14 protein-coding genes and 1 pseudogene are annotated in these 19,975 nt (G+C 74.6%); 10 read left to right on the plus strand and 5 right to left on the minus strand.

Features of this window, described 5'->3' with window-relative positions:
- The first annotated feature begins 89 nt into the window (after positions 1–89).
- Positions 90–1,295 (plus strand): PucR family transcriptional regulator, encoded by a 1,206-nt coding sequence (locus ACFWOG_RS17650; protein ID WP_380359440.1) that lies wholly within the window; start codon positions 90–92, stop codon positions 1,293–1,295.
- A gap of 259 nt (positions 1,296–1,554) precedes the next feature.
- The gene (locus ACFWOG_RS17655; protein WP_329882008.1) at positions 1,555–1,989 is read left to right on the plus strand and encodes a hypothetical protein; all 435 of its coding nucleotides are present in this window, start codon (positions 1,555–1,557) and stop codon (positions 1,987–1,989) included.
- A 95-nt stretch (positions 1,990–2,084) separates the two neighbouring features.
- Here the strand turns inward: ACFWOG_RS17655 and ACFWOG_RS17660 are convergent, their stop codons facing one another.
- Together ACFWOG_RS17660 and ACFWOG_RS17665 are read right to left on the minus strand one after the other, a co-directional pair.
- Entirely contained in the window at positions 2,085–3,749 is a 1,665-nt protein-coding gene (locus tag ACFWOG_RS17660; protein WP_380359443.1) for a 4Fe-4S binding protein, read from the minus strand.
- 128 nt (positions 3,750–3,877) lie between these two features.
- On the minus strand, positions 3,878–4,807 hold the full coding sequence (locus tag ACFWOG_RS17665) for a diiron oxygenase (protein ID WP_380359446.1): 930 nt from the start codon (positions 4,805–4,807) through the stop codon (positions 3,878–3,880).
- A gap of 284 nt (positions 4,808–5,091) precedes the next feature.
- Here ACFWOG_RS17665 and ACFWOG_RS17670 point away from each other — a divergent pair, with 284 nt between their 5' ends.
- The 4 genes from ACFWOG_RS17670 to ACFWOG_RS17685 all read left to right on the plus strand — a co-directional run bounded on the left by ACFWOG_RS17670 (position 5,092) and on the right by ACFWOG_RS17685 (position 11,259).
- Positions 5,092–7,653 (plus strand): SpoIIE family protein phosphatase, encoded by a 2,562-nt coding sequence (locus ACFWOG_RS17670; protein ID WP_380359449.1) that lies wholly within the window; start codon positions 5,092–5,094, stop codon positions 7,651–7,653.
- Positions 7,654–7,783: 130 nt separating this feature from the next.
- Positions 7,784–8,020, plus strand: a complete 237-nt coding sequence (locus ACFWOG_RS17675; protein WP_380359452.1) for a chaplin — start codon at positions 7,784–7,786, stop codon at positions 8,018–8,020.
- 126 nt (positions 8,021–8,146) lie between these two features.
- Positions 8,147–9,859: a flavin monoamine oxidase family protein gene (locus ACFWOG_RS17680; protein ID WP_380359454.1), complete on the plus strand. Its 1,713-nt coding sequence runs from the start codon at positions 8,147–8,149 to the stop codon at positions 9,857–9,859.
- The gene (locus tag ACFWOG_RS17685; protein WP_380359457.1) at positions 9,856–11,259 is read left to right on the plus strand and encodes a glutamate-cysteine ligase family protein; all 1,404 of its coding nucleotides are present in this window, start codon (positions 9,856–9,858) and stop codon (positions 11,257–11,259) included. The genes ACFWOG_RS17680 and ACFWOG_RS17685 overlap by 4 nt, the downstream gene beginning before the upstream one ends.
- Positions 11,260–11,360: 101 nt before the next feature.
- On the opposite strand, the gene ACFWOG_RS17690 is transcribed toward ACFWOG_RS17685, so the two are convergent.
- Both ACFWOG_RS17690 and ACFWOG_RS17695 read right to left on the minus strand, forming a co-directional pair.
- Positions 11,361–12,731 carry a glycoside hydrolase family 18 protein gene (locus ACFWOG_RS17690; RefSeq protein ID WP_329949400.1) on the minus strand — a complete coding sequence of 457 codons (1,371 nt, stop codon included), beginning with the start codon at positions 12,729–12,731 and terminating at the stop codon, positions 11,361–11,363.
- Positions 12,732–13,109: 378 nt separating this feature from the next.
- Positions 13,110–13,223: pseudogene (locus tag ACFWOG_RS17695) on the minus strand (hydrolase); the annotation flags it as partial.
- Positions 13,224–13,702: 479 nt separating this feature from the next.
- On the opposite strand from ACFWOG_RS17695, the gene ACFWOG_RS17700 reads away from it, so the two are divergent.
- Together ACFWOG_RS17700 and ACFWOG_RS17705 are read left to right on the plus strand one after the other, a co-directional pair.
- Positions 13,703–14,113 (plus strand): hypothetical protein, encoded by a 411-nt coding sequence (locus tag ACFWOG_RS17700; protein WP_380359460.1) that lies wholly within the window; start codon positions 13,703–13,705, stop codon positions 14,111–14,113.
- A 1-nt stretch (position 14,114) separates the two neighbouring features.
- Positions 14,115–14,960, plus strand: a complete 846-nt coding sequence (locus ACFWOG_RS17705; RefSeq protein ID WP_329949398.1) for a hypothetical protein — start codon at positions 14,115–14,117, stop codon at positions 14,958–14,960.
- 57 nt (positions 14,961–15,017) lie between these two features.
- Here ACFWOG_RS17705 and ACFWOG_RS17710 read toward each other — a convergent pair whose 3' ends face one another.
- Entirely contained in the window at positions 15,018–15,497 is a 480-nt protein-coding gene (locus ACFWOG_RS17710) for a hypothetical protein (protein ID WP_380359463.1), read from the minus strand.
- A gap of 323 nt (positions 15,498–15,820) precedes the next feature.
- Between ACFWOG_RS17710 and ACFWOG_RS17715 the strand changes: the two genes are divergently transcribed.
- Positions 15,821–16,948 (plus strand): hypothetical protein, encoded by a 1,128-nt coding sequence (locus ACFWOG_RS17715; RefSeq protein WP_380359466.1) that lies wholly within the window; start codon positions 15,821–15,823, stop codon positions 16,946–16,948.
- Between the two features lie 257 nt (positions 16,949–17,205).
- Positions 17,206–19,887 (plus strand): PKD domain-containing protein, encoded by a 2,682-nt coding sequence (locus ACFWOG_RS17720; RefSeq protein WP_380359469.1) that lies wholly within the window; start codon positions 17,206–17,208, stop codon positions 19,885–19,887.
- Positions 19,888–19,975: the final 88 nt, after the last annotated feature.

Consider the following 19,975-nt stretch of genomic DNA (forward strand, 5'->3'; position numbering starts at 1 on the left):
CCCGGGCACGGTCGGTGACAACCCGATAACATTCCGCCCGGGGCAGTGCATGCGAAGTGACGCGGACGAACCGGGGCGGAGCAGACGGCATGACGGTGACGAACGAGCACGGACCACCCGAACTGCCGGGCCTGTCGGAGCCGTCGGGCGCACCGGGGCCGCCCACCGTACCGGGGTCGACGGCCGCACCGGGGCCGGTCGACGTGGCCGCCGAACTCACCCTGCGCTGCCTCGACCTGCTCGCCGACGTCTCCCGCACCGGCCGCCTCCTGCGGCGCGCCGAACTCGAGAGCCTGCGCAGCCTCGGCGAGCGCGGCGCCGAGGCCGGCCACGGCCTCCGCGACCTCGTCACGCACTGCCTCGGCGCCACCCGCCAGGCCTGGCAGACCCTGCCCGGACTCGCCTCCGCCGTCACCGCCGCCGAGCTGCGCCGCACCGGTGACGCCGTGCTCGCCGCCACCGAGGCCGCGCTGGGCGCGCTCGGCGAGGGGCACGAACGCGCCCAGCGGCTGGCGATGCGCCTGGAGGAGTCCAACCGACGGGAGTTCATCGACGACCTGCTGCGCGGCCGCGGCGACCTCGGGGTGCTCGCCGAACGGGCCGAGCGGTTCGGCGTGCGGCTCGCCGCCGGTTACACCGTCGCGGTCGCGGTCGGCAGCCACCCCTACGTCGACGGGCGGACCGGTATCTGCCGGATCCTGCGGGACCTGTGCGGCCGGTTCGACGAGCGGACCGTCCTGATCGTGGTCCGGGAGGGACGGCTGGTCTGCATCGCCCCCGACGGCGAGCAGGAGGTCCTCAAAGCCTTCATCGACCTCACTCTCCGCCCCGCACCCGGCCACACCACGGCGGTCCGGGTCGCGACCGGCCGCCGGCACTCCGGCACCGGCGGCGTCGTCCGCAGCTACGAGGAGGCGCTCAGCACCCTGGAGTACGCGGAACGGCTGGGGCTGCCCGCGAAGCGGCTGCGGGCCGAGGAACTGCTGGTCTTCCCGGTCCTGATGCGCGACCGCGCCGCCATGGCCGACCTGGTCCGCAACGTGCTCGGACCGCTGACCGCGGCCCGCGGCGGCGCGCGACCGCTGCTGGAGACCATCACCGTGCAGGCCGAGGCCGGCTACGTGAACGCCGAGACCGCCCGCCGGCTCGGCGTGAGCGTGCGCACCCTCGGCTACCGGCTGGAGCGCATCCGCACCCTGACCGGCTACGACCCCTCCGACGCGCTGCACCGCTACACGCTGGAGACCGCCGTGATGGGCGCCCGCCTGCTGGAGTGGCCGGCCCGGCCGCTCTGACCGCCCTGCGCGCGGTCGGCCGTGTGCCGCCCACCCCCCGCGCGGCCCGTTCCTGCGTGGCCGACCTCCGTACGGCACGCTCCCGGCGTCCGGTTCCCCCCGATCGGTCCCGGACGTCCCGGGCCCACGGTCCGTTCCCGGGTGTCAAATGGCCGTCAAGATTGCCGGATCCTGGCAATGTGCGAACGGCCCTGCCCTGCCAGGATCTCCACGGCGCCCGGGGGGCCGGCGCCGCGAGGAGAGCCGGAGGGGCGAACGGATGCGGGGATTCTTCAAGGCCGCGCCGGGCTCTCCGATCCTGGTGACGGCCGTCGAGTACTGGGTGTCGGCCCTGCTCGGCGGCTTCGGGGCCGACGCCGCGCACGGGGGTCGCGACGTCGGCCGCCGCACCGGATCCGAATCCGGCGGTGCGGAGGCGTGCGTCGAGCCGTGTGCCGGCGACCAGGGGGACTGGGACGGTGACGCGTTCCCTCTCGTCGGCCGCGCCTGCGTGATCCTCCCCGGAGGCGCCACCGCCACCTCGGGCTGGGCCGAGACCAGCACCGACGACGGCGCCCCCGCCCTCCTGCCGGTCCGCACCGCGCCCGGCGACCCCGTCCTCCCGGCCGGCCGCACCGCCCTCCTCCACTCCCACGACACCGCGACCGGCGTCTTCCTGGTCTCCCCCCTCGACCTCACCGCACTCTTCAGCTGACAGCCGGCCCGACCCGCGCAGCCCCCCGCACGTGTGGCTCGGTGACCTCCTGCGCGCCGTCGGTGCGAGGGAGGTCCGACCGCCCTTCCCGCACCTCAGCGGCGGGCGGCCGCGAGGAGGGCGGGGACGGTGGGGAGCTTGACTCGGGGGCGGCCGGTGGCCTGGCCGCGGGCGCGTTCGGCCTGCTCGATGGCGCGCAGGTGGCGCAGGCCGAGGGCGTCGGGGCGGCGGGTGCGGACCAGCCGGTCGAACTCCTTGCGCGTGCCCGTGGGCACCGGAAGCGCACGGGCGGCGGCGTCGTCCAGCAGGGCGTCCACGGTCTCCTGGGAACAGGCCCGGTTGGCGCCGATGCCGCCGGAGGGACCGCGCTTGGCCCAGCCGACGAGGTACGCGCCGGGGAGCGGGCGGCCGGTGGCCGGGTCGAGGACGCGGCCGGCCCGGTGCGGGACGCTTCCGGCGGCCTCGTCGAAGGGGAGCCCGGGGACGGGAACGCCGCGGTGGCCGATGGAACGCACCACCAGGCCCGTCCGGAGCAGGGCGTCCGTGCCGGCCAGCCGGACGGCCTCGACCCGCTCGGCCCCGGCGGGGCCGGTGCCGACGAGCTCGGTGGGCGTGGCGAGGAAGCGCAGCACGATCCGCCGGCCGGGGCGCGGCGGGCCCGCGCCGTCGACGCGCTCCAGCGGAAGGCCCGCGAGCAGCGCCGCGCCCGAGCCCTCGGGGGCGGCCGCGAGGGCGGCCCGGACCTCGGGATGATCGTCCACCACGACCTCGACGCCCGGTAGTTGGGTGAGGGCCAGGAACTCGGGCCCGGTCCACGCGGCGTGCTCGGGCCCGCGCCGGGCGAGCAGCACCACCTCGCGGATCCGGCTGCGGCGGAGCGCGGCGAGGGCGTGGTCGGCGATGTCGGTGGCGGCCAGCCGGTCGGGGTCGGTGAGCAGGATCCGGGCGACGTCGACGGCGACGTTGCCGTTGCCGATGACGACCGCCCGCTCCGCGCCGGGACCGTCCGCGGCGGCGGCACCCAGGTCGACCGCGTCGGCCGGGACGGTCGGCTCCGCGTTGTACCAGCGGACGAAGGTGGTGGCGGGCAGGCTGCCGGGAAGGTCCTCGCCCGGGAGGCCGAGCCTGCGGTCGGCGGCGGCGCCGACCGCGTACACCACCGCGTGGTGGTGGGCGGCGAGTTCGGCGTGGGTGAGGTCGGCGCCGACCTCGACGTTGAGGTGGATCCGCAGGCGCGGGTCGTGGAAGACGGACGCGAAGCTCTCGGCGATCCGCTTGGTCGACTGGTGGTCGGGGGCGACGCCGTGCCGCAGCAGACCGCCGGTCACCGGAAGCCGGTCGATCATGGTGAGTTCGGCACCGGTGGTGCGCAGCAGCGTCTGGGCGGTGTAGCCGGCCGAGGGTCCGGTGCCGACGATGGCGACCCGCAGCGGCCCGGTGCCGAGGTCGAGGCCGGCGGGCAGGCTGCGGGGGAAGGCGGGCGTGCCCCAGGAGTGGTCGGAGGGGTGGTCGCGGAACCAGTCGCGGTTGAGCTCGCCGAAGACGGTGTCCGGCCCCGTCAGGCGGTCGACGGGGAAGACGGCGTCCACGGGGCAGGCGTCGGCGCAGGCGCCGCAGTCGATGCAGGCCGCCGGGTCGATGTAGAGCATGTCGGTCCGGCCGAAGTCGGGCTCGTCCGGCGTGGGGTGGATGCAGTTGACCGGGCAGACGGACACGCACGAGGCGTCGTTGCAGCAGGTACGGGTGATCGCGTAGGCCATGGCGGAGGTGGGGTCCTCGCTGCGTGGGTTCCAGTGGGTTCGGGTGCGTGCGGGCCGACACGGGCAGACGCGGGCCGCGCGGGCCGCGCCCTGAACGCGTCGGGTCGTGAACGGGGCCGGGGCGCGCCTCAGAGCATGTCGACGCGGCGGTAGAGCGCCGCCGAGGCCCGGGTGAGCAGGCCGGTCTCGGCCAGGAAGGCCATCAGGTGGCGGCTGCTGGTGCGCATCATCGCCCGCCGGTGCCCGCTGGCCCGGGCCTCGGCCACCGCCCGGCCGACGTCCAGCCCGGCCGCCGCGTACACGCCCGGGTGGACCATGCTGCTGACGATGACGTAGGCCCCGGTCGCGATCCCCGTGGCGGCCGCCCGGCGGCGGGCCGGGCCCGCACCGCGCAGCCGTTCGCGGATCTCCTGGCGGGCGAACTTCATGTGCCGGGACTCCTCGACCACATGGATCCGGGACGTCCCCCGGACGATCTCCAGGACGTTCTCGCCGCGCATCCAGTCGCGCTGCATGACGTCCAGCACCTCCTCGGCCACCAGGATGCCGCCGTAGGCGAGTTCGCCCCGGGCGAGGGCCTTGAAGGCGCGGCCGGCCTGGGCGATGAGGCGGTTCGGCTTGTACTGCGGGACGCCCATCTTCTCGCAGGCCCGGGCGAACATGATCGAGTGCCGGCACTCGTCGGCGATCTCGGTGAGCGCGAAGCGGAACGCGGCGCTGGCGGGGTCCTTGAGGTACTGGTCGCGCAGCACCATCTGCTGGAGGATCATCTCGAACCAGATGCCGGTGGTCATGATCGAGCAGACCTCGTGCCGGGTGAGGACGACCCGCTGCTCCTCGGTCATCTCCGCCCAGAGCGCGGTGCCGTAGAGGGTGCTCCACTCCGGGTTGAGCCCGTAGTCCCCGGGCGGGAGCGGGGCGTCCCAGTCGATCTCGACGGCCGGGTCGTAGGAGAGCGTCGCGGCGGAGTCGAGCAGCCGCCTGGAGACGTCGTCGTCGGCCGCGGTGTGCGCGCTGCCGCGCGCGGTGGTGTGGGTGCGTGGCGCCGGGTGAGCCATGGCTGCCTCCAGGTGGATGCTCCGGGTGGGTGGCCTGCGCGGGATCCCGCCCGCCCCGCTTATTGACGGAGAGTACAATAAGAGCCCGCGCCCGAGAACCCCCTGCGCGGCAGGACACCGCCTCCCCGGCCGTGCGCCGCCCCGAGCCCCTCCCGTACGCCGGCGGTCCCCCGGGCGGCCCTGTGGCCGGGCCCGCGAAACTGGCGGCCCCGGCCGGCCGGGGGATGATGGAGAGGTCCCAGGCCGCGCCCGTGAGGCGCCGGCGGAGGAGAGGAGCGGACCGGATGAGCGCGGCGGACGCCCTGCACCGTGGCCGATCGCCCTTTCTCGGCAGCGCGGCCGGAGCCCTGCTCGACGCGGACGGCCGCATCGTCGGCTGGACCCTGGAGGCCGAACGGCTGCTCGCCCTCGGCGCCGCCCAGGTCCGCGGCCGGCCCGTCCGGGAACTGCTCGCCGACCCGGCGGGGTGGCCCTCCCTGGCGGACCTCACCGAGCAGCAACGGCTCGACGGCTGGTCCGGCGCCGCGGAGCTCCGCTCCGGACGGGGCGAGGAGCTGGCGGTCGCCTACCAGGTGCTGCCGCTCGGCGGCCCGCCCACCGAGCCGTGCAGCTGCCCGCCCACCGGCCCGCGCGAAGACCTCCGCGACGGCCACGACCGGCCCGACGCCCCCGCCCGGTACTTCGTCCTCGCCGCCCCCGCGACGCAGGTCGCCCGCTCGCGCCAGGACCAGGCGTTCACCCGCGAACTGTTCCTCCAGGACCGCATCGGCCTCGCCGTCTTCGACGACCGGTTGCGGCTGATCCGCACCAACACCCACCTGCTCCCCTACAGCGGCCTCCCGCCGGACCTCCGGGGCCGCCGCCTCGGCGACTTCCTCCAGCCCCAGGACGCCGAGGCGGTCGAACGCGGCCTGCACGAGGTGCTGCGCACCGGCCGGCCGCTGGTCGGCGCGGAGGAGCTGGTCCGCACCATCGAGGACCCGGCCGGCGGCGCCGTGATGGCGATCTCCGCGTTCCGGCTCCAGGCCCCGGACGGTCAGGTCATCGGGGTCACCGCGCTGTTCACCGACGTCACCGAACTGCACCGGTCCGGCGAACGGCTCGCGCTGCTCCACCGGGCCACCGCCGCCGTCGGTGGTTCGCTGTCGGTCTCGGCGACCGCCGAGGAGCTGGCGGCCGTCCTCGCCCCCGGGCTCGCCGACCTGGCCGTGGTCGACGTCGCCGAAGCCGTGTTCGTCGGCGAGGAACCGGCCCCGGGCCGGGACGGCCGCCTGGTGCTGCGCCGTACCGCCGTGGCCGTCACGCCGGGACCGAACGCGCTCCCGGCCCCGCCCACCGGCGTCGCCGTCCAGGTCGACCCCGACGACCCGCCCACCCTCGCCGATCCCGCCGATCCGGCCGATCCCGCTGCCCCGGCCGAAGGCACCGGCGTCACCGGCACGCCCGGCGTCGAGGCCCCCGACGCCGGGGCGGGCGGAGCCGCAGCCGGGGCCGACACCCCGGCGGATGCCTCGACCGAGATGACCGCCCCGATGCGCGCCGGCGGCAGCCTCCTCGGCCGGGTGACCGTCAGACGCGCCCCGAACCGGCCGCCCTACCTGCCCGCCGACCGCGAACTGCTGCGCGAGATCGCCGACCGGGCCGCCCTCGCCCTGGACAACGCCCGCCGCTACACCCGCGAGCACCGCGCCGCCGTCGGCCTCCAGCGCAGCCTGCTGCCCCCCTCGCAGGCCGAGACCGCCGCCGTCTCCACCGCCAGCGTCTACCTGCCGACCGACACCGCGAGCGGCATCGGCGGCGACTGGTTCGACGTGATCCCGCTGTCCTCCGCCCGGGTCGCCCTGGTCGCCGGGGACGTCGTCGGCCACGGGCTCGCCGCGAGCGCCACCATGGGGCGGCTGCGCACCGCCGTCCGGACGCTCGCCGACCTCGACCTGGAACCGGACGAGCTGCTGGTCCATCTGGACGACCTGGTCGCCCAGCTGATGGTCGAGGCCGAACGGCCGGACGAGGAGGCCGACCCGGACGACCACCAGCAGGCCGTCCCCTTCGGCGCCACCTGCGTGTACGCGGTGTACGACCCGGTGTCGCGGCGCTGCGCGATGGCCTCCGCCGGGCATCCGCCCCCCGCCGTCGTCGCCCCGGACGGCGCCGTCACCTACGTGCCCGTCCGGCCGGGTCCGCCGCTCGGCGTCACCGGCCTGCCGTTCGAGGTGACGGAGGTCGAACTCGTCCCCGGCAGCCTGCTCGCGCTCTACACCGACGGGCTGATCCAGGGGTACGGCGACGACCTCGACGAGGGCATGGCCGAACTGGGCCGCCGGCTCGCCGCCGTGGCCGGGCCCGGCCCCGCCGCCGGCGGCGCCGGCACCCCGTCGTTGCGCGACCTCGGCCGCGAGGTCGTCGCCGGTCTGCCCGCGCACCGCCTCACCGACGACGTCACGCTGCTGCTCGCCCGGACCCGGGCGGTACCGGCCGAAGCCACGGCGGGCTGGACCCTCGACGCCGACCCGGCCGGCGTCGCCCGGGTCCGGGAGGCCGCCACCGGACAGCTCCGCGCCTGGGGCCTGGAGGACTTGGTGTTCACCACCGAACTGGTGCTGAGCGAGCTGGTCACCAACGCGATCCGCTACGCCGGCGGCCCGGTCGGCGTCCGGCTGATCCGCGCCGAACGCCTCACCTGCGAGGTCTCCGACCCCAGCGCCACCCAGCCCCGGATGCGCCGGGCCCGCCTCACCGACGAGGGCGGACGCGGCCTCTACCTGGTCGCCCAGCTCACCAACCGCTGGGGCAGCCGCTACACCCGGCAGGGGAAGACGATCTGGGCGGAGCAGGACCTCCCCTGAGCGGACCTCCCCTGAGCGGCCTCCCGCCGTGCCGCGGACACGCCCCCGATCCGACCAATGCGGGTCGGTCGCCGCCCTCGACCGGTGTGATTGGTGCTCTGATGTGCCAACTCACCCGTTAAGGAGAGACATGCGTACTCGCACCACCCTCGCCGCCTGCGCCCTCGCCGCCGCCGCGGTCCTCGCCGGCGGCGGTACCGCCGCGGCCGACTCCGTCGCCGAGGGTGTGGCCGTCGGCTCCCCCGGCGTCCTCTCCGGCAACCAGATCCAGATCCCCGTCCACATCCCGATCAACCTCTGCGGCAACTCGATCAACCTCATCGGGGCCCTGAACCCGACCTTCGGCAACACCTGCATCAACGCCTGATCCGCCGTCCCGGACGCGGGTCCGCCCCTCGCGGGCGGGCCCGCGTCCGCGCGTCCGGCCCCGCCCGCTCGCCCGGCCCCGTCCGGATGGGCGCTCCCGGGTGGCTCGCACACGATGCACCGCCTCATGCTGGGGCGACGACCCAGCGAGGTGCTGATGTTCGACGAAAGCTTCGCCTTCCCCAAGAGCCTGCTGACGCCGACGGCCGGAGCCACCGGCCGCGGCGCGGTGATCGGCGCCGGCATCGCCGGCCTGGTCGCCGGCTACGAGCTCCAGCGCCGGGGCTACGACATCGTCCTGTACGAGCGGCTGAACCGCCCGGGGGGCCGTGTGCGCACCCACCGCTTCTGGGACGGCACGTACGCCGACCTCGGCGCGATGCGCGTCCCCGCGAACCACCACTGCATCCAGCACTACATCGCGGCGTTCGGGCTGCGGACCCGCCCGTTCGTCAACTTCAACCCCGCCGCCTACTACCACCTGCGCGGCCACCGCGTCCGCATCCGGGACGGGCGGTCACTGAACTCCGTCTACGCGCTGCGCGCCGAGGAGCTCGGCGCCCCGCTCGACGTCCTGGACAGGCTGCTGAGGGCGGTGTGGAGCTCGCTGACCGCGGACCAGCAGCGGCGCCTGCTGGCCGGCCGGTGGGACGATCCCGCCCTCGACCGGCTCACCACCGTGTCGCTCTGGCAGTACGTCCACGAGCGGCTGTCGCCGGAGGCCTGGCACCTGCTGGGCCACGCCAGCGGCCTGGCGCACTACGAGCAGTCGTGCCTGCTGGAGGTCCTCGTCGACTACTTCGGCCTGTTCCACCTCGGGCAGGTGGAACTCGTCGGAGGGATGGACACCCTGGTGCAGTCCTTCGTCCGGGCGCTGCGGCCGGGGACCCTGCGCCTGTCCACCCGGATCGACGAGCTCTCGCTGACCGGATCGGGCGTGCGGGTGCGGGGACTGCGGCTGGGCAGCCCGGTCTCCGACCGGTTCGACTTCGTGGTCTGCTGCGTCCCGGTGCCGGCCCTGGACCAGATCGTCTTCCGGCCCGACCTGCCGCACCACCAGCAGCACGCCATCCGCGGCATCAGCTACGCCAGCAGCACCAAGGTCCTGGTGCACACCCGACGGCGCAGCTGGGAGCTGGCGGACGGGATCTTCGGCGGCGGCAGCTTCACGGACATGCCGATCCAGCAGTGCTGGTACCCGTCGGACAACGCCCGCACGCTCGTGGACGGGACCGGCCCCGGGGGGAGCGCGCCCGGCGGAAACGGATCCGGCGGGAACGGCCACCGCGGCCACGGGCCCGGCATCGGCGGCTCCGTCGTCAGTGGCTCCGTCAGCGGCTCCGGCAGCGGCTCCGGCAGCGGCTCCGGCAGCACGAACGGCGACGGCCCGGCCGGAGGCCCGTACCTGGTCGCCCTCGACCCCGACCGGTCCCACGAGTCCGCGGTGCTCACCGGCGCCTACCTCTGGGGCGCCAACGCCCGCCGCTTCACGACCCTCCCGCAGCCCGACCGCGACCTGCTGGTGCTCAAGTGCCTGGAGCGGCTGCACCCCCTCATCCGCCACGACGTCGACGACATCGTGCACTGGAACTGGGACGACCAGATCGGCCTGGGCGGCGGCGCGTTCGCCCACCTCGCACCCGGCGAGCACATCCGCTACCTGCGCGGACTGGGCACCCCGCACCCGGCCGACGACCCGCGGATCTACTTCGCGGGCGAGCACCTGTCCGCCTCGCACGCGTGGATGCAGGGCGCCGCGCAGTCGGCCCTCGACGTGGTGCTCCGGGTGCTCGACCAGGGGAAGCGGTACGGCACCGCCACGGTGGGGAGCCGACCGTGACCGGCGGGCGCGTGGCCGGCGGCGTCGGCGGGACCGGCGGGACCGGCGGGACCGGGCCCGGACGGCTGCGGCGCGAGGACCTCCGGTCGATCTTCGTCCCGGCGGCGGGCGGCACCGAACTGGTCGGGCTGGAGATCGAGAACGGCGTGGTCGACCCCGAGACCGGCCTCGCCGCCCCCTACGAGGGCGCGGGAGGGATCGAGGAGGTCCTGGAGACCGTGCTCGCCGAGTGGGGCGGCGAACGCCGGACGGACGCCGGGCGGCTGACCGGCGTCAACCTGCCGGGCGGTGACCTCGTCACGCTGGAGCACGGCGGGCAGTTGGAGTACTCGTCCGTCCCGGTGGCCGGCCTGGCCGCGGCCGTGGACGGCACGCGCGAGGCGTTGGAGCGGCTGTCCGAGCTGGTCGGACGGTTCGGTCTGGCCCTGCTGCCGGGCGCGCGGCTCCCCTTCGACCGGGTGGACGCGATGACGTGGGTGCCGATGGTCCGCGGCGCCGTCATGCGGGACTACTTCACCCGGATCGGCGCGGCCGGGCGCGGGGCGCCGAACGTCATGGCGCTCTCGCTGTCCGCCCAGGTGCACCTGGACTACCTCTCGGAGCGGGACTTCACCGAGAAGCTGCGGATGCAGATGGCGGCGTCCTCGACGGTCACCGCGCTGTTCGTCAACTCGCCCCTGCACGAGGGCCGTTCCAACGGCCTGCTGTCACACCGCTCGCAGGACTGGCTGCGGATGGACCCGGGCCGCTGCGGTGTCATGCCGGCCGCCCTGCGGGACGACGTGGGCGCCGACGACGTCGTCGACTGGGCTCTCGGGCTCCCGATGATCTACCACCGGGGCGCGGACGGGGGCTACCGGCCGGCACCCGACCGGCCGTTCGGCGCGATCCTGCGGCAGGGCTTCGACGACGGCACCCTTCCGGCGTTCGACGACTGGGTCTCCCACCTGTCGCAGATCTGGACGGCGGTCAGGGTCCGCCGGACCCTGGAGCTACGGGCCGGGGACGGCCCGCCGTACCCGCACCTCGCGGCCGTCCCCGCGCTGTGGGTGGGGCTCAGCTACCACCCGCCGTCGCGGGCGGCGGCCTGGGACCTGCTGCGCCCCTACAGCGCGGCGGACCACCGGGCGGCGATGGCCGCGCTGCCGTCCGAGGGCCTGCGGACGGACCTCGGCGGCGACCGCGTCCACGACCTCGCGGCGGAACTGGTCCGGCTCGCCCGGGCCGGGCTGCGGGCCCGGGTCGAGGCAGGGCTGGAACCGCCGAAGGTCCTCGCCTACCTCGATCCCCTGGACGAGGTGCTGCACACCCGGAAGACGTTCGCCGAACAGTGCGCGGACCGCTGGGAGGCCGACCTGCGGCGCGAACCCCGGCGCTACGTCGCGGCGTTCCGCGTCTGACCCTCCCCGCCGAAGCCGCAGGTCCGGCCGACGCGAGCCGGACCGGACCTGCGGAACGTGCGGTGTGCGGAACGTGCGGTGTGCGGAACGTGCGGTGTGCGTCAGTGCCGGCGGCTCAGGCCCTGGTCGATCGCCGTGATCAGCTCACCGTTCGGGGTGTCCCCGTCGAGCGACCAGATCATGGCGCCGCCGAGACCCTCGTTGCGCACGTACGCGGCCTTGGCGCGCAGCACGGTCGGGTCGTCGTACGTCCACAGGGTGGTGCCGTCGAAGAGCCAGGCGTGGCCGTTCTTCTGGCCCCGGTACAGCTTGTACGTCCCCGAGTCGGCGAGCTTCTTCAGGAGCTTGTAGTCCTCGGTACCGGCCGTCCAGGTCGCCGGGGCGGGACCGGCGGCGGGCTGCCCGAGACCGTCGCCCCCTCCCGTGACCCCGGTCCAGCCCTGGCCGTAGAACGGCAGGCCGGTCACCAGCTTGCGCGCGGGGGCGCCCCGCCGCAGCCAGGCGTTGACGGTCTGGTCGACGCTGAAGTCGTTCCGGGCGTAGAGCGCGGACTGCTGGGCGGTGGTCTTCTCGCCGGAGACGTGGAAGTCGTAGCCCTGGAGGTTCACGAAGTCGAAGTCCCGGATGATCTTGGAGACCTCGAAGCCCGCGTCGATCTTGGCGGGGGCGGTGGGCACGTAGGCACTCAGCTCGAAGTGCTTGCGGCGGGACAACGACTTCCCGTACGCGTCGATCTGGGTGCGGAACTCGTGGACGAGGGCGGTGAAGTTCTTCTTGTCCTCGGGGCGGATGCCGTTGCCGGGGGCGCCCTCGGAGCCGGGCCACTCCCAGTCGAGGTCGATGCCGTCGAAGAGCCCCGCGGCGGCGCCCGCGCCACCCCGGGCACCGTCGGCCGGCAGGTTGCCCTTGAGGTAGAGGTCGATGCAGGAGGCGACCAGCGCCTTGCGCCCGGCGGCGGTGCGCGCCGCGTCCGAGAAGTAGGCCGAGCCGCTCCAGCCGCCCAGCGAGATCATCAGCTTGAGGTCCGGGTGCTCGGCCTTGAGCTTGCGGAGCTGGTTGAAGTTGCCGGCCAGCGCCTGGCCGTCGGCGTCGGCCACGCCGTCCACCGACTCGGCCGCGCCGACCGGGCGGACGTAGTCGGCCCAGGTGTCGGAGCCGGGGCCGCCCATCTGGCAGGTGCCCGCCGAACCGACGTTGCCGAAGGCGTAGTTGATGTGGGTGAGCTTGTCGGCGGTGCCGCTCGTCTCCAGGTCCTTGACGTGGAAGTTGCGGGCGTAGACGCCCCACTGGATGAAGTAGCCGACCCGCTTGTACTTGAACCCGCCGGACCGGTCCTGGTCGCCCGAGTCCCGGGAGACGGCCGCCGAATCGGGGTCGGCCGCCATCGCGGCGGGCGCCAGCGGGACGAGGAGGCCGAGCAGGGCCGCGGCGGTTGCGCCGAGGGTCAGCCGGGTCGTGGATCTGTGACGCATGACGAGATCACCCCTTGTGCGGTGGGGGCCGCACGATCGTGGGAACGGAGGACGGCGGCAGGGAGACCACTGCCCCGAACGGTCCGTCGTGGGACGGACCGGGCCCGGAGGCCGTCACGTGCGGGGCGCGACGACTCAACAGGGGTAGGTCTAGACCTGTCAACCGGATCAGGCAAAGGTTTTGCAAACGCCGCACCCTGCCGGACCGATCGCCCCCGCACGACCCAAGTCCCGTAAGAACTGCCAAAATTGACGGCCAGTCCGATACTCCCGAGCCCGGGGTTGCGTACGGCACCGACCCCCTGCGACGCGACCGTGACCGCAGGGGGCCGGACTCCCGGCCGGGCCCTGGACCGCCGGGGTGGCGAGTTGCTCGGCGAGCGGGCCGTACAGCTCGGGGCGGCGGGTCCGCAGGAGGCCGAACTCCAGCCAGTCCCGGCGCTGGCCGAGGTCGAGGTCGGCGACGAGGACGGCGGGCCGGTCCCGCGGGGAGCCGCAGGAGGTGAGGAGGTCGTACGAGGTCACGGGCGGGTCGCCTTCGGGGAGAGGGTGGGCTGGCGGTCCGCGGGTGCCGCGCACGGCATCCTGACTGGATTTTTAGTCAGAATGCACGCAAAAGGACCAGTCAAGGGGTCTCCGGCCGGGACGGGGCAGGGCGAGCGGGGCGGCCCGCCCTCATTCCGGCGGCGGACCTCCTCGGCTACTCGTCCGAGGCCGCGCGGATCGGCCGAGCGGAGGACAACCGAACGGGGACGCCACCGGTCCTGGCCAGGGCCGGGACCCGATCCCTCGTCCGGCACGGGAGCACCGCCGGACCCGGGGCCGGCCGAACACCGCACGGACAGAAGCCCCTTCACGTGCTTCGCTCCAGGTACGAGCAGCCCCGGACCCGGACCCGGGATCCGTGGCCGTCCACCTGTGCCGGACCCTCCGCGCTCGTCTCCCTCCCGACACCCGAACAGGGGATCTCCATGAAGCTCCGCCCTCTCGCCGCCGCGACCCTCACGGCCTGTGCCCTCGTGGCCGGCACGGCCTTCGTGTCGCCCGCCGAAGCCCTCAGTCCCGCCCCGGCTCCGGCCGTCCACGCGGCGGCCGATCCGGTGGCCTGCGCGGCCTCCACCACCGCGGCCGCCACGGCGGCCACCAACGCCGCGGCGGCGGCCGACGTGGCCAAGAGCGACGCGGCCACCTCGGCCGCTGCCGCCAAGGCCCTGGCCGCCGCCATCGCCGCGGGGGAACCCGCGACGGTCCTGGGTGAGGCCGCCGGGACGGCGACCGCGGCCGCCGCCGCGGCCGAGACCTCCGCCGACGCGAGTGCCGCCGCGGCCTCCACCTCCGTCGCCGCCGCCCAGGCCGCCGTCACCTCGTGTGCGGCGGCCTGAGATGCGCACTGTCCGGACCGTTCCGGCCGTCGTGGGGGCGATCGTCCTGACCGCGACCGCAGCCGCCCTCGCCCCGTCCACCGCACAGGCCGTCGTGGCCTGCGACGAGGGGGCGCTGGTGGCCGCCGTGAACGCCGCCAACACGGCCGGCGGCGGCGATGTCGTCCTCGCCGCCAACTGCACGTACACGATCACCTCACCCCACAGCAGTGACGGCGACGGCCCCAACGCCCTCCCGGTGATCACCACCGCCATCACCCTGACCGGTGACACGGACACGATCACCCGCTCGTCGACGCCGGGTACACCGGCCTTCCGCATCGCCAAGGTCTCCGCCGGCGGCAGTCTGACCCTCAAGGGCAAGGTCACCCTGCGCAACGGCCGCGCCGCCACGGACGGCGGTGGCATCCTCAACCACGGAGCCGTGACCCTCACCGCCAGCGCGCTCACCGGCAACACCGCCGCAGGCCGGGGCGGCGCCCTCGCCAACGCCGACACCGCGGCCCCCGCCAAGGGCCCGGCCGCGACCTTCACCGACAGCACCGTGTCCGGCAACAGGGCCACCGGCCGGGGCGGCGGTGTCTACAACGGCCTGCGCGGCTCGCTGACCACCACCGGCAGCGCCGTCAACGGCAACAGCTCCGGGGCCCAGGGAGGGGGGATCGCCGCGGTCGACGCGACCTCGACCACCCTCACCAGCACCTCGGTCAGCGCCAACAGCGCCATCAACGCGGCAGGTGTCTACCGCCGGAACGGGGAGATGACCCTCACCACCTCGCCCGTCAGCGGCAACGTCCCCGACAACTGTGTCGGCAGCGCCCCCGCCGTCCCCGACTGCGTCGCCTGACCTCCTCCGAAGGCACCCGCGTCGCCCGAGCCACAGGCCCGGGCGACGCCGGTGCGACTACCGGAACCAACCGGTCCAGACGCCGTTCCTCCCGCGGGTGTTGTACCAGAGCTTGCCGTCCGTGCCGGTCGTGACCAGCTGCAGCACGTACCCGTCCTCGGAGGCGACGGACACCCCACCGGTCACCCGCCCGCCCATCGAGACCCACGGGCCCCACTGCCGCGTGCCCGGACCGGTCCACGTACTCCACACCGCGAAGTCGGTGCCGACCGCGAAGACCTGCTCCACCTTGTCCGGGAAGTGGACGTACCAGGGGGAGCCCCACCTGCCGCCGCACAGGTACGGGCCGCCGAGCTTGGGATCGGTGTGCGGCCCCTCCGTGGAGCAGCGCTCCCACGCCGCGTTGAAGGCCTGGGCCGACGTGGCCGTCCCCACCGTTCCGGCCAGCGCCAACCCGACGACCACCGCCGCCGAGGCCACCGCCCTCCCGAACCTCCCCGTCCTCGTCGTCCTCGTCGTCCTCGCCATCGCTGCCATCTCCGCCTCCGAACACTCCGCCCTGCCGGGCGGCAGGCGCGCGGGAGGACCGACCGCCCGACGTCACGGACGGCCGCGGCGCCCCACCCACGAGGCGCCCGTCCTCCCGCACACCTCACCCCGGGCGGGCACCCGCCACCACCCCGACCGACCGGTAACAGCCTTACGGCCGGAGCGAGTTGCCCGCACAACACCGGCGGTCCGGCCCCGACGGGCACGGACCGGACCGCCGGGGGCGCGGTCCGGACCGGGCAACCCGATCGCTCACGTCCGACCGGCGCCTGCGATACTCGGCGCGACTTCACCCAGAGGAGACATTCCCCATGCGCCTGCGTCACGCCTTCGGGCTGACCGTCGTCGCGGCCACCGCCGTACTCGGCCTGTCCGTCCCGGCCGTCGCCGGACCGGCGGCCGCCGTGACCACCTTCCACACCGAGCAGCGCGTCCAGGCACAGGCGCGGACCGCCCTCGCCGGGGCGCCCGCCCAGCTCCGGACCGGCGTCGATCCCAGGACCGCCGTGCTCCAACCCGGTGAGCGGGTACAGGTGCTGGGCACCAACGAGACCTCCCTGCTGAACAGCGGCGCCCACTACGGCTACGGGGTCTGGGCCACGTTCTCCACACTGGCCGCCACCAACCGGCCCTTCACCGAGAGCGCCGTCACCTCGACCGCGATCGGCACCACCACCGACAGCGTGGTCCACAACGTGGCCGCCGCGGGCAACCGGGTCTTCATCGCCGACCGGCGCATGTCGGACGGCCGCTGGTCCTCGTGGGGCGAGATCACCTCGCCCGCCGTCGCCGGGCCGCTGCCCGGCGCCCCCCAGCAGGTCGCCACCGCCGTCATGGGCCGCAAGCTGCACGTCCTCGCCCTCGTCGACGGTGACGTCTACCAGGCCACCGGCGACTGGGGCGCCGGCAGCTGGTCCGGCTGGGGCAACGTCAGCTCGGCCGCCGACCTGCCCCTCTCCACCCGGGTCACGGCCGCCGTCACCGGGAACTCCCTGCACGTCGTGAGCCTCGGTCTCGACGACGGGGTCTACGTCGCGGACGGCAACTACGACCGCGGCACCTGGAGCTCCGGCGAGCCCACCTCCGTGATCGGCCTGCCCTCCGCCATAGCGATCAGCGAGCTCTCCGCCGCCGCGATCGGCAGCAAGCTGCACGTCATCGCCGTGACCGACGAGCGCCTGTACCAGGCCACCGGCGACTACGCCGCCGGCTACTGGGCGGGCTGGCACGACCTGACCACCGCCGCCGGGCCGCTCGGCCCGATCGACGACGTCTCCGCCGTCGCCATCGGCAACAAGCTCCACCTGTACGCCCTCTCCCGGCGCTGGATGTACAACGCCACCGGCGACTACGACCGCAGCGCCTGGTCCGGCTGGGGCAACGTCACCACCGCCGTCGGGGCCCCCGGCCTCACCGGCCTCTCGGTCGCCGCCGCCTGACGGCACACAGGCACCACCCGTGAGCCCCCGGCCGAGCACCCTCGGCCGGGGGCTCACGGGCTTTCCGGGGGGAAAGTGAACGATTCGGGCCAGCAAGATCACGACCGTACGACGATCGGATTTACGGTCGCCCACAGAGCATCAGCCCTGCCATACTCGGGCCGATCTTCACCGACCCTGCCCGAAGCGCGCCCAGGACCTACGCGTGCAGGCCCGTCGGTGAACGCACCGTCACATCCTGAAGGGGGAGGCACCACGTGCGTCTGCGTCACGTCCTCGGACTGACTGTCGCCACGGCCAGCGCCGCACTCGGACTGCCGGGACCGGCCACCGCGGCCCCGGCCGCCACCGCGACCACGCTCCACGTCAACGAGCTCTCCAGAGACTGCGCGGACCAGGGCGCCGGCGCCGGAACCGTCGCGCGGCCGTTCTGCACCGTCTCCGCCGCGGCCGCCGTCGTCGAGCCCGGGCAGGCCGTCCGGGTCTGGCCGGGCGACTACCCGGAGGAGGTCCGGATCACCCGCTCCGGCACCCCGGAACAGCCGATCACCTTCCTCGGCGGTCCCGTCGACACCGCGCCCTTCCACAACGCGCCGGCCGTCCGCGGACCGGCGGACCGCAGCTCCTTCGTCCTGACCGGCGTGCACGACGTCACGATCCGGGGCTTCCGGACGTTCGCCCCGCGCGGCGTGCAGGTCCTCGGCTCGACACGGGTGGTCATCGACCAGAACTGGTACGACCGCTCGGGCTACCAGCAGTCCCTCCACATCGGCGAGGGCAGCGACCACGTCACGGTCAGCCGGAACTCCTTCAACCACGGATACGGCCTCGTCGTCGACGGCGCCGCCCACCACGTCCTGGTGACCGGCAACGACTTCAGCCGGACCAGCACCACCGGCGTCACCGCCACCGGCGTGGCCGACCTGGCCGTCACCAACAACACCTTCGCGCTCACCTGCTTCGGCAGCGTCCTGCTGGACGGCGACTCGCCGCGGGCCGTGGTGAAGAACAACATCGCGGTCGACGGGAACGCGAAGAGCGGCCAGGCCGACCGTCCGTACTGCTCGCCCTTCGGCGACGACCAGGCCCAGATCACCGTCTCGGCCGCGGCCGCCCCGACCGCGAGCGTCGACTACAACGTCGTCCACGCGAAGTCCGGCTCGCAGCCCTACAAGTGGGCCGGCACCCGCTACGCGTCCCCGGCCGCGTTCGCCGCCGCCACCGGGCAGGGCACGCACGACCTGGACCTCGACATCGAGTACTCCGCGATGACCCCGGACCGCCCGTTCAACCGGCTGACCCCGGCCGCCGCCGGCGCGATCGACTCCGCCGACCCGACCGCCCCCGGCGTCGGCACCGACCTGTTCGGCCAGCCCGCCCTCGACCACCCCGACGTCGCCAACACCGGGACCGGCACCCGCGACCGCGGCGCCCACGAGCTCGGCGGCATGGTCGGCGAGACCCGTCTGGAGATCACCGGCGAGGGCGTCACCACCCCGAAGGGACCGGTGCCCTTCACCGTCGTCGCCCAGCTCGGCTTCGACAACTCCTGGAACCTCGGCCCGGGTGCCTACCTCGTCGACTTCGGGGACGGCAGCGAGCCGGTCCGCACGACGGACGCCACCGTGCGGCACACCTACACCTCGACCGGCTTCCACCCGGTGACCGCCACGGCCGTCGACGCCGCGGGCGGCCGGGCCGCGGCGGCCATCTCGACGATCCAGGCGAACCCGGACTTCCCGCTGCTCGCCAGCTTCAACGCCAAGAACGCGGGCTGGCCGTACACCTACGAGTTCGAGCTCAGCGGGATGTCGCCCTACGCCCTGGTCGACGGCACGATCGACTTCGGCGACGGCAACACCGCCGTGGTGCACTCGGACACCGACCGCGTCACGCACAGCTACGCGGCGGCGGGCACCTACACCGTGACCTTCACGGCGCGCGACGAGGCCCGGCAGCGGGCCGTCAGCAGGGAGCTCCAGGTCACCGAGACCCCCTCGCTCGCCGTGCTCAAGCCCGGTGAGCGGGTGCAGGTGCTGGCCACCGGCTACTCCTCGCTGCTGAACAGCGGCGCGCACTACGGCTACGGCGTCTGGGCGCCGTTCACCTCCGTCCCCGCCGACGGGCGGCCGTTCCCCGAGAACGCCGTCACCTCGACCGCGGTCGGCAGCACCGACGACGGCGTGGTCCACAACGTGGTCGCGGCCGCCGGCCGGATCCACATCACCGACCGGTCCATGGCGGACGGCAGTTGGAGCCGCTGGGGCGAGGTGACCGCGGGCTACGCGGCCGGGCCGCTGCCCGGCGCTCCCCAGCAGGTCGCCGTCGCCGCCATGGGCCGCAAGCTGCACGTCCTCGCCCTCGTCGGCGGCAGGGTCTACCAGGCCACCGGCGACTGGAACTCCGGCACCTGGTCCGGCTGGGGCGACGTGACCTCGGCCTCCGGGCTGCACGGTGCCGCGCGGATCACCGCCGCCCGCAACGGCAACTCCCTGCACGTCGTGGCCCTCGGCACCGACGGCCGGGTCTACGACGCCGAAGGCAACTACGACCGCGGCGCCTGGAGCTCCGGCGACGTGACCTCAGCACTCGGCCTGCCCTCCGGCGGGCCCGTCACCCAGCTGTCGGCCGCGTCCATCGGCAGCACCCTGCACGTCGTGGCCACGGCCGGCGGCCGGCTCCACCAGGCCAGCGGTGACTACGCCGCCGGCCGCTGGTCCGGCTGGGGCGACGTCACCGCCGCCACCGGCGACCGCGGCTCCGTCGAGCGGGTCTCGGCCGTGGCCATCGGCAACCGGCTGCACCTCTACACCGTCGTCGGCGGCTTCCTGTACAGCGCCACCGGCGACTACGACCGAGGTGCCTGGTCGGAGTGGGCCAGCGTGAGCGCCGCCGTCGGCGCGCCCACGCTCGGCGAGCTCGCGGTCACCGCCTCCTGACACCGCTCCACGGACAGGACGGAGGGCCCCGGGCCCCCGCCCGCCCGGCCCCCGGGAACGACCGCTGCCCCTCACCGTGGTGAGGGGC

Origin of the sequence: Kitasatospora sp. NPDC058406 (genome assembly GCF_042722765.1) — a bacterium.
Lineage (GTDB): Bacteria > Actinomycetota > Actinomycetes > Streptomycetales > Streptomycetaceae > Kitasatospora.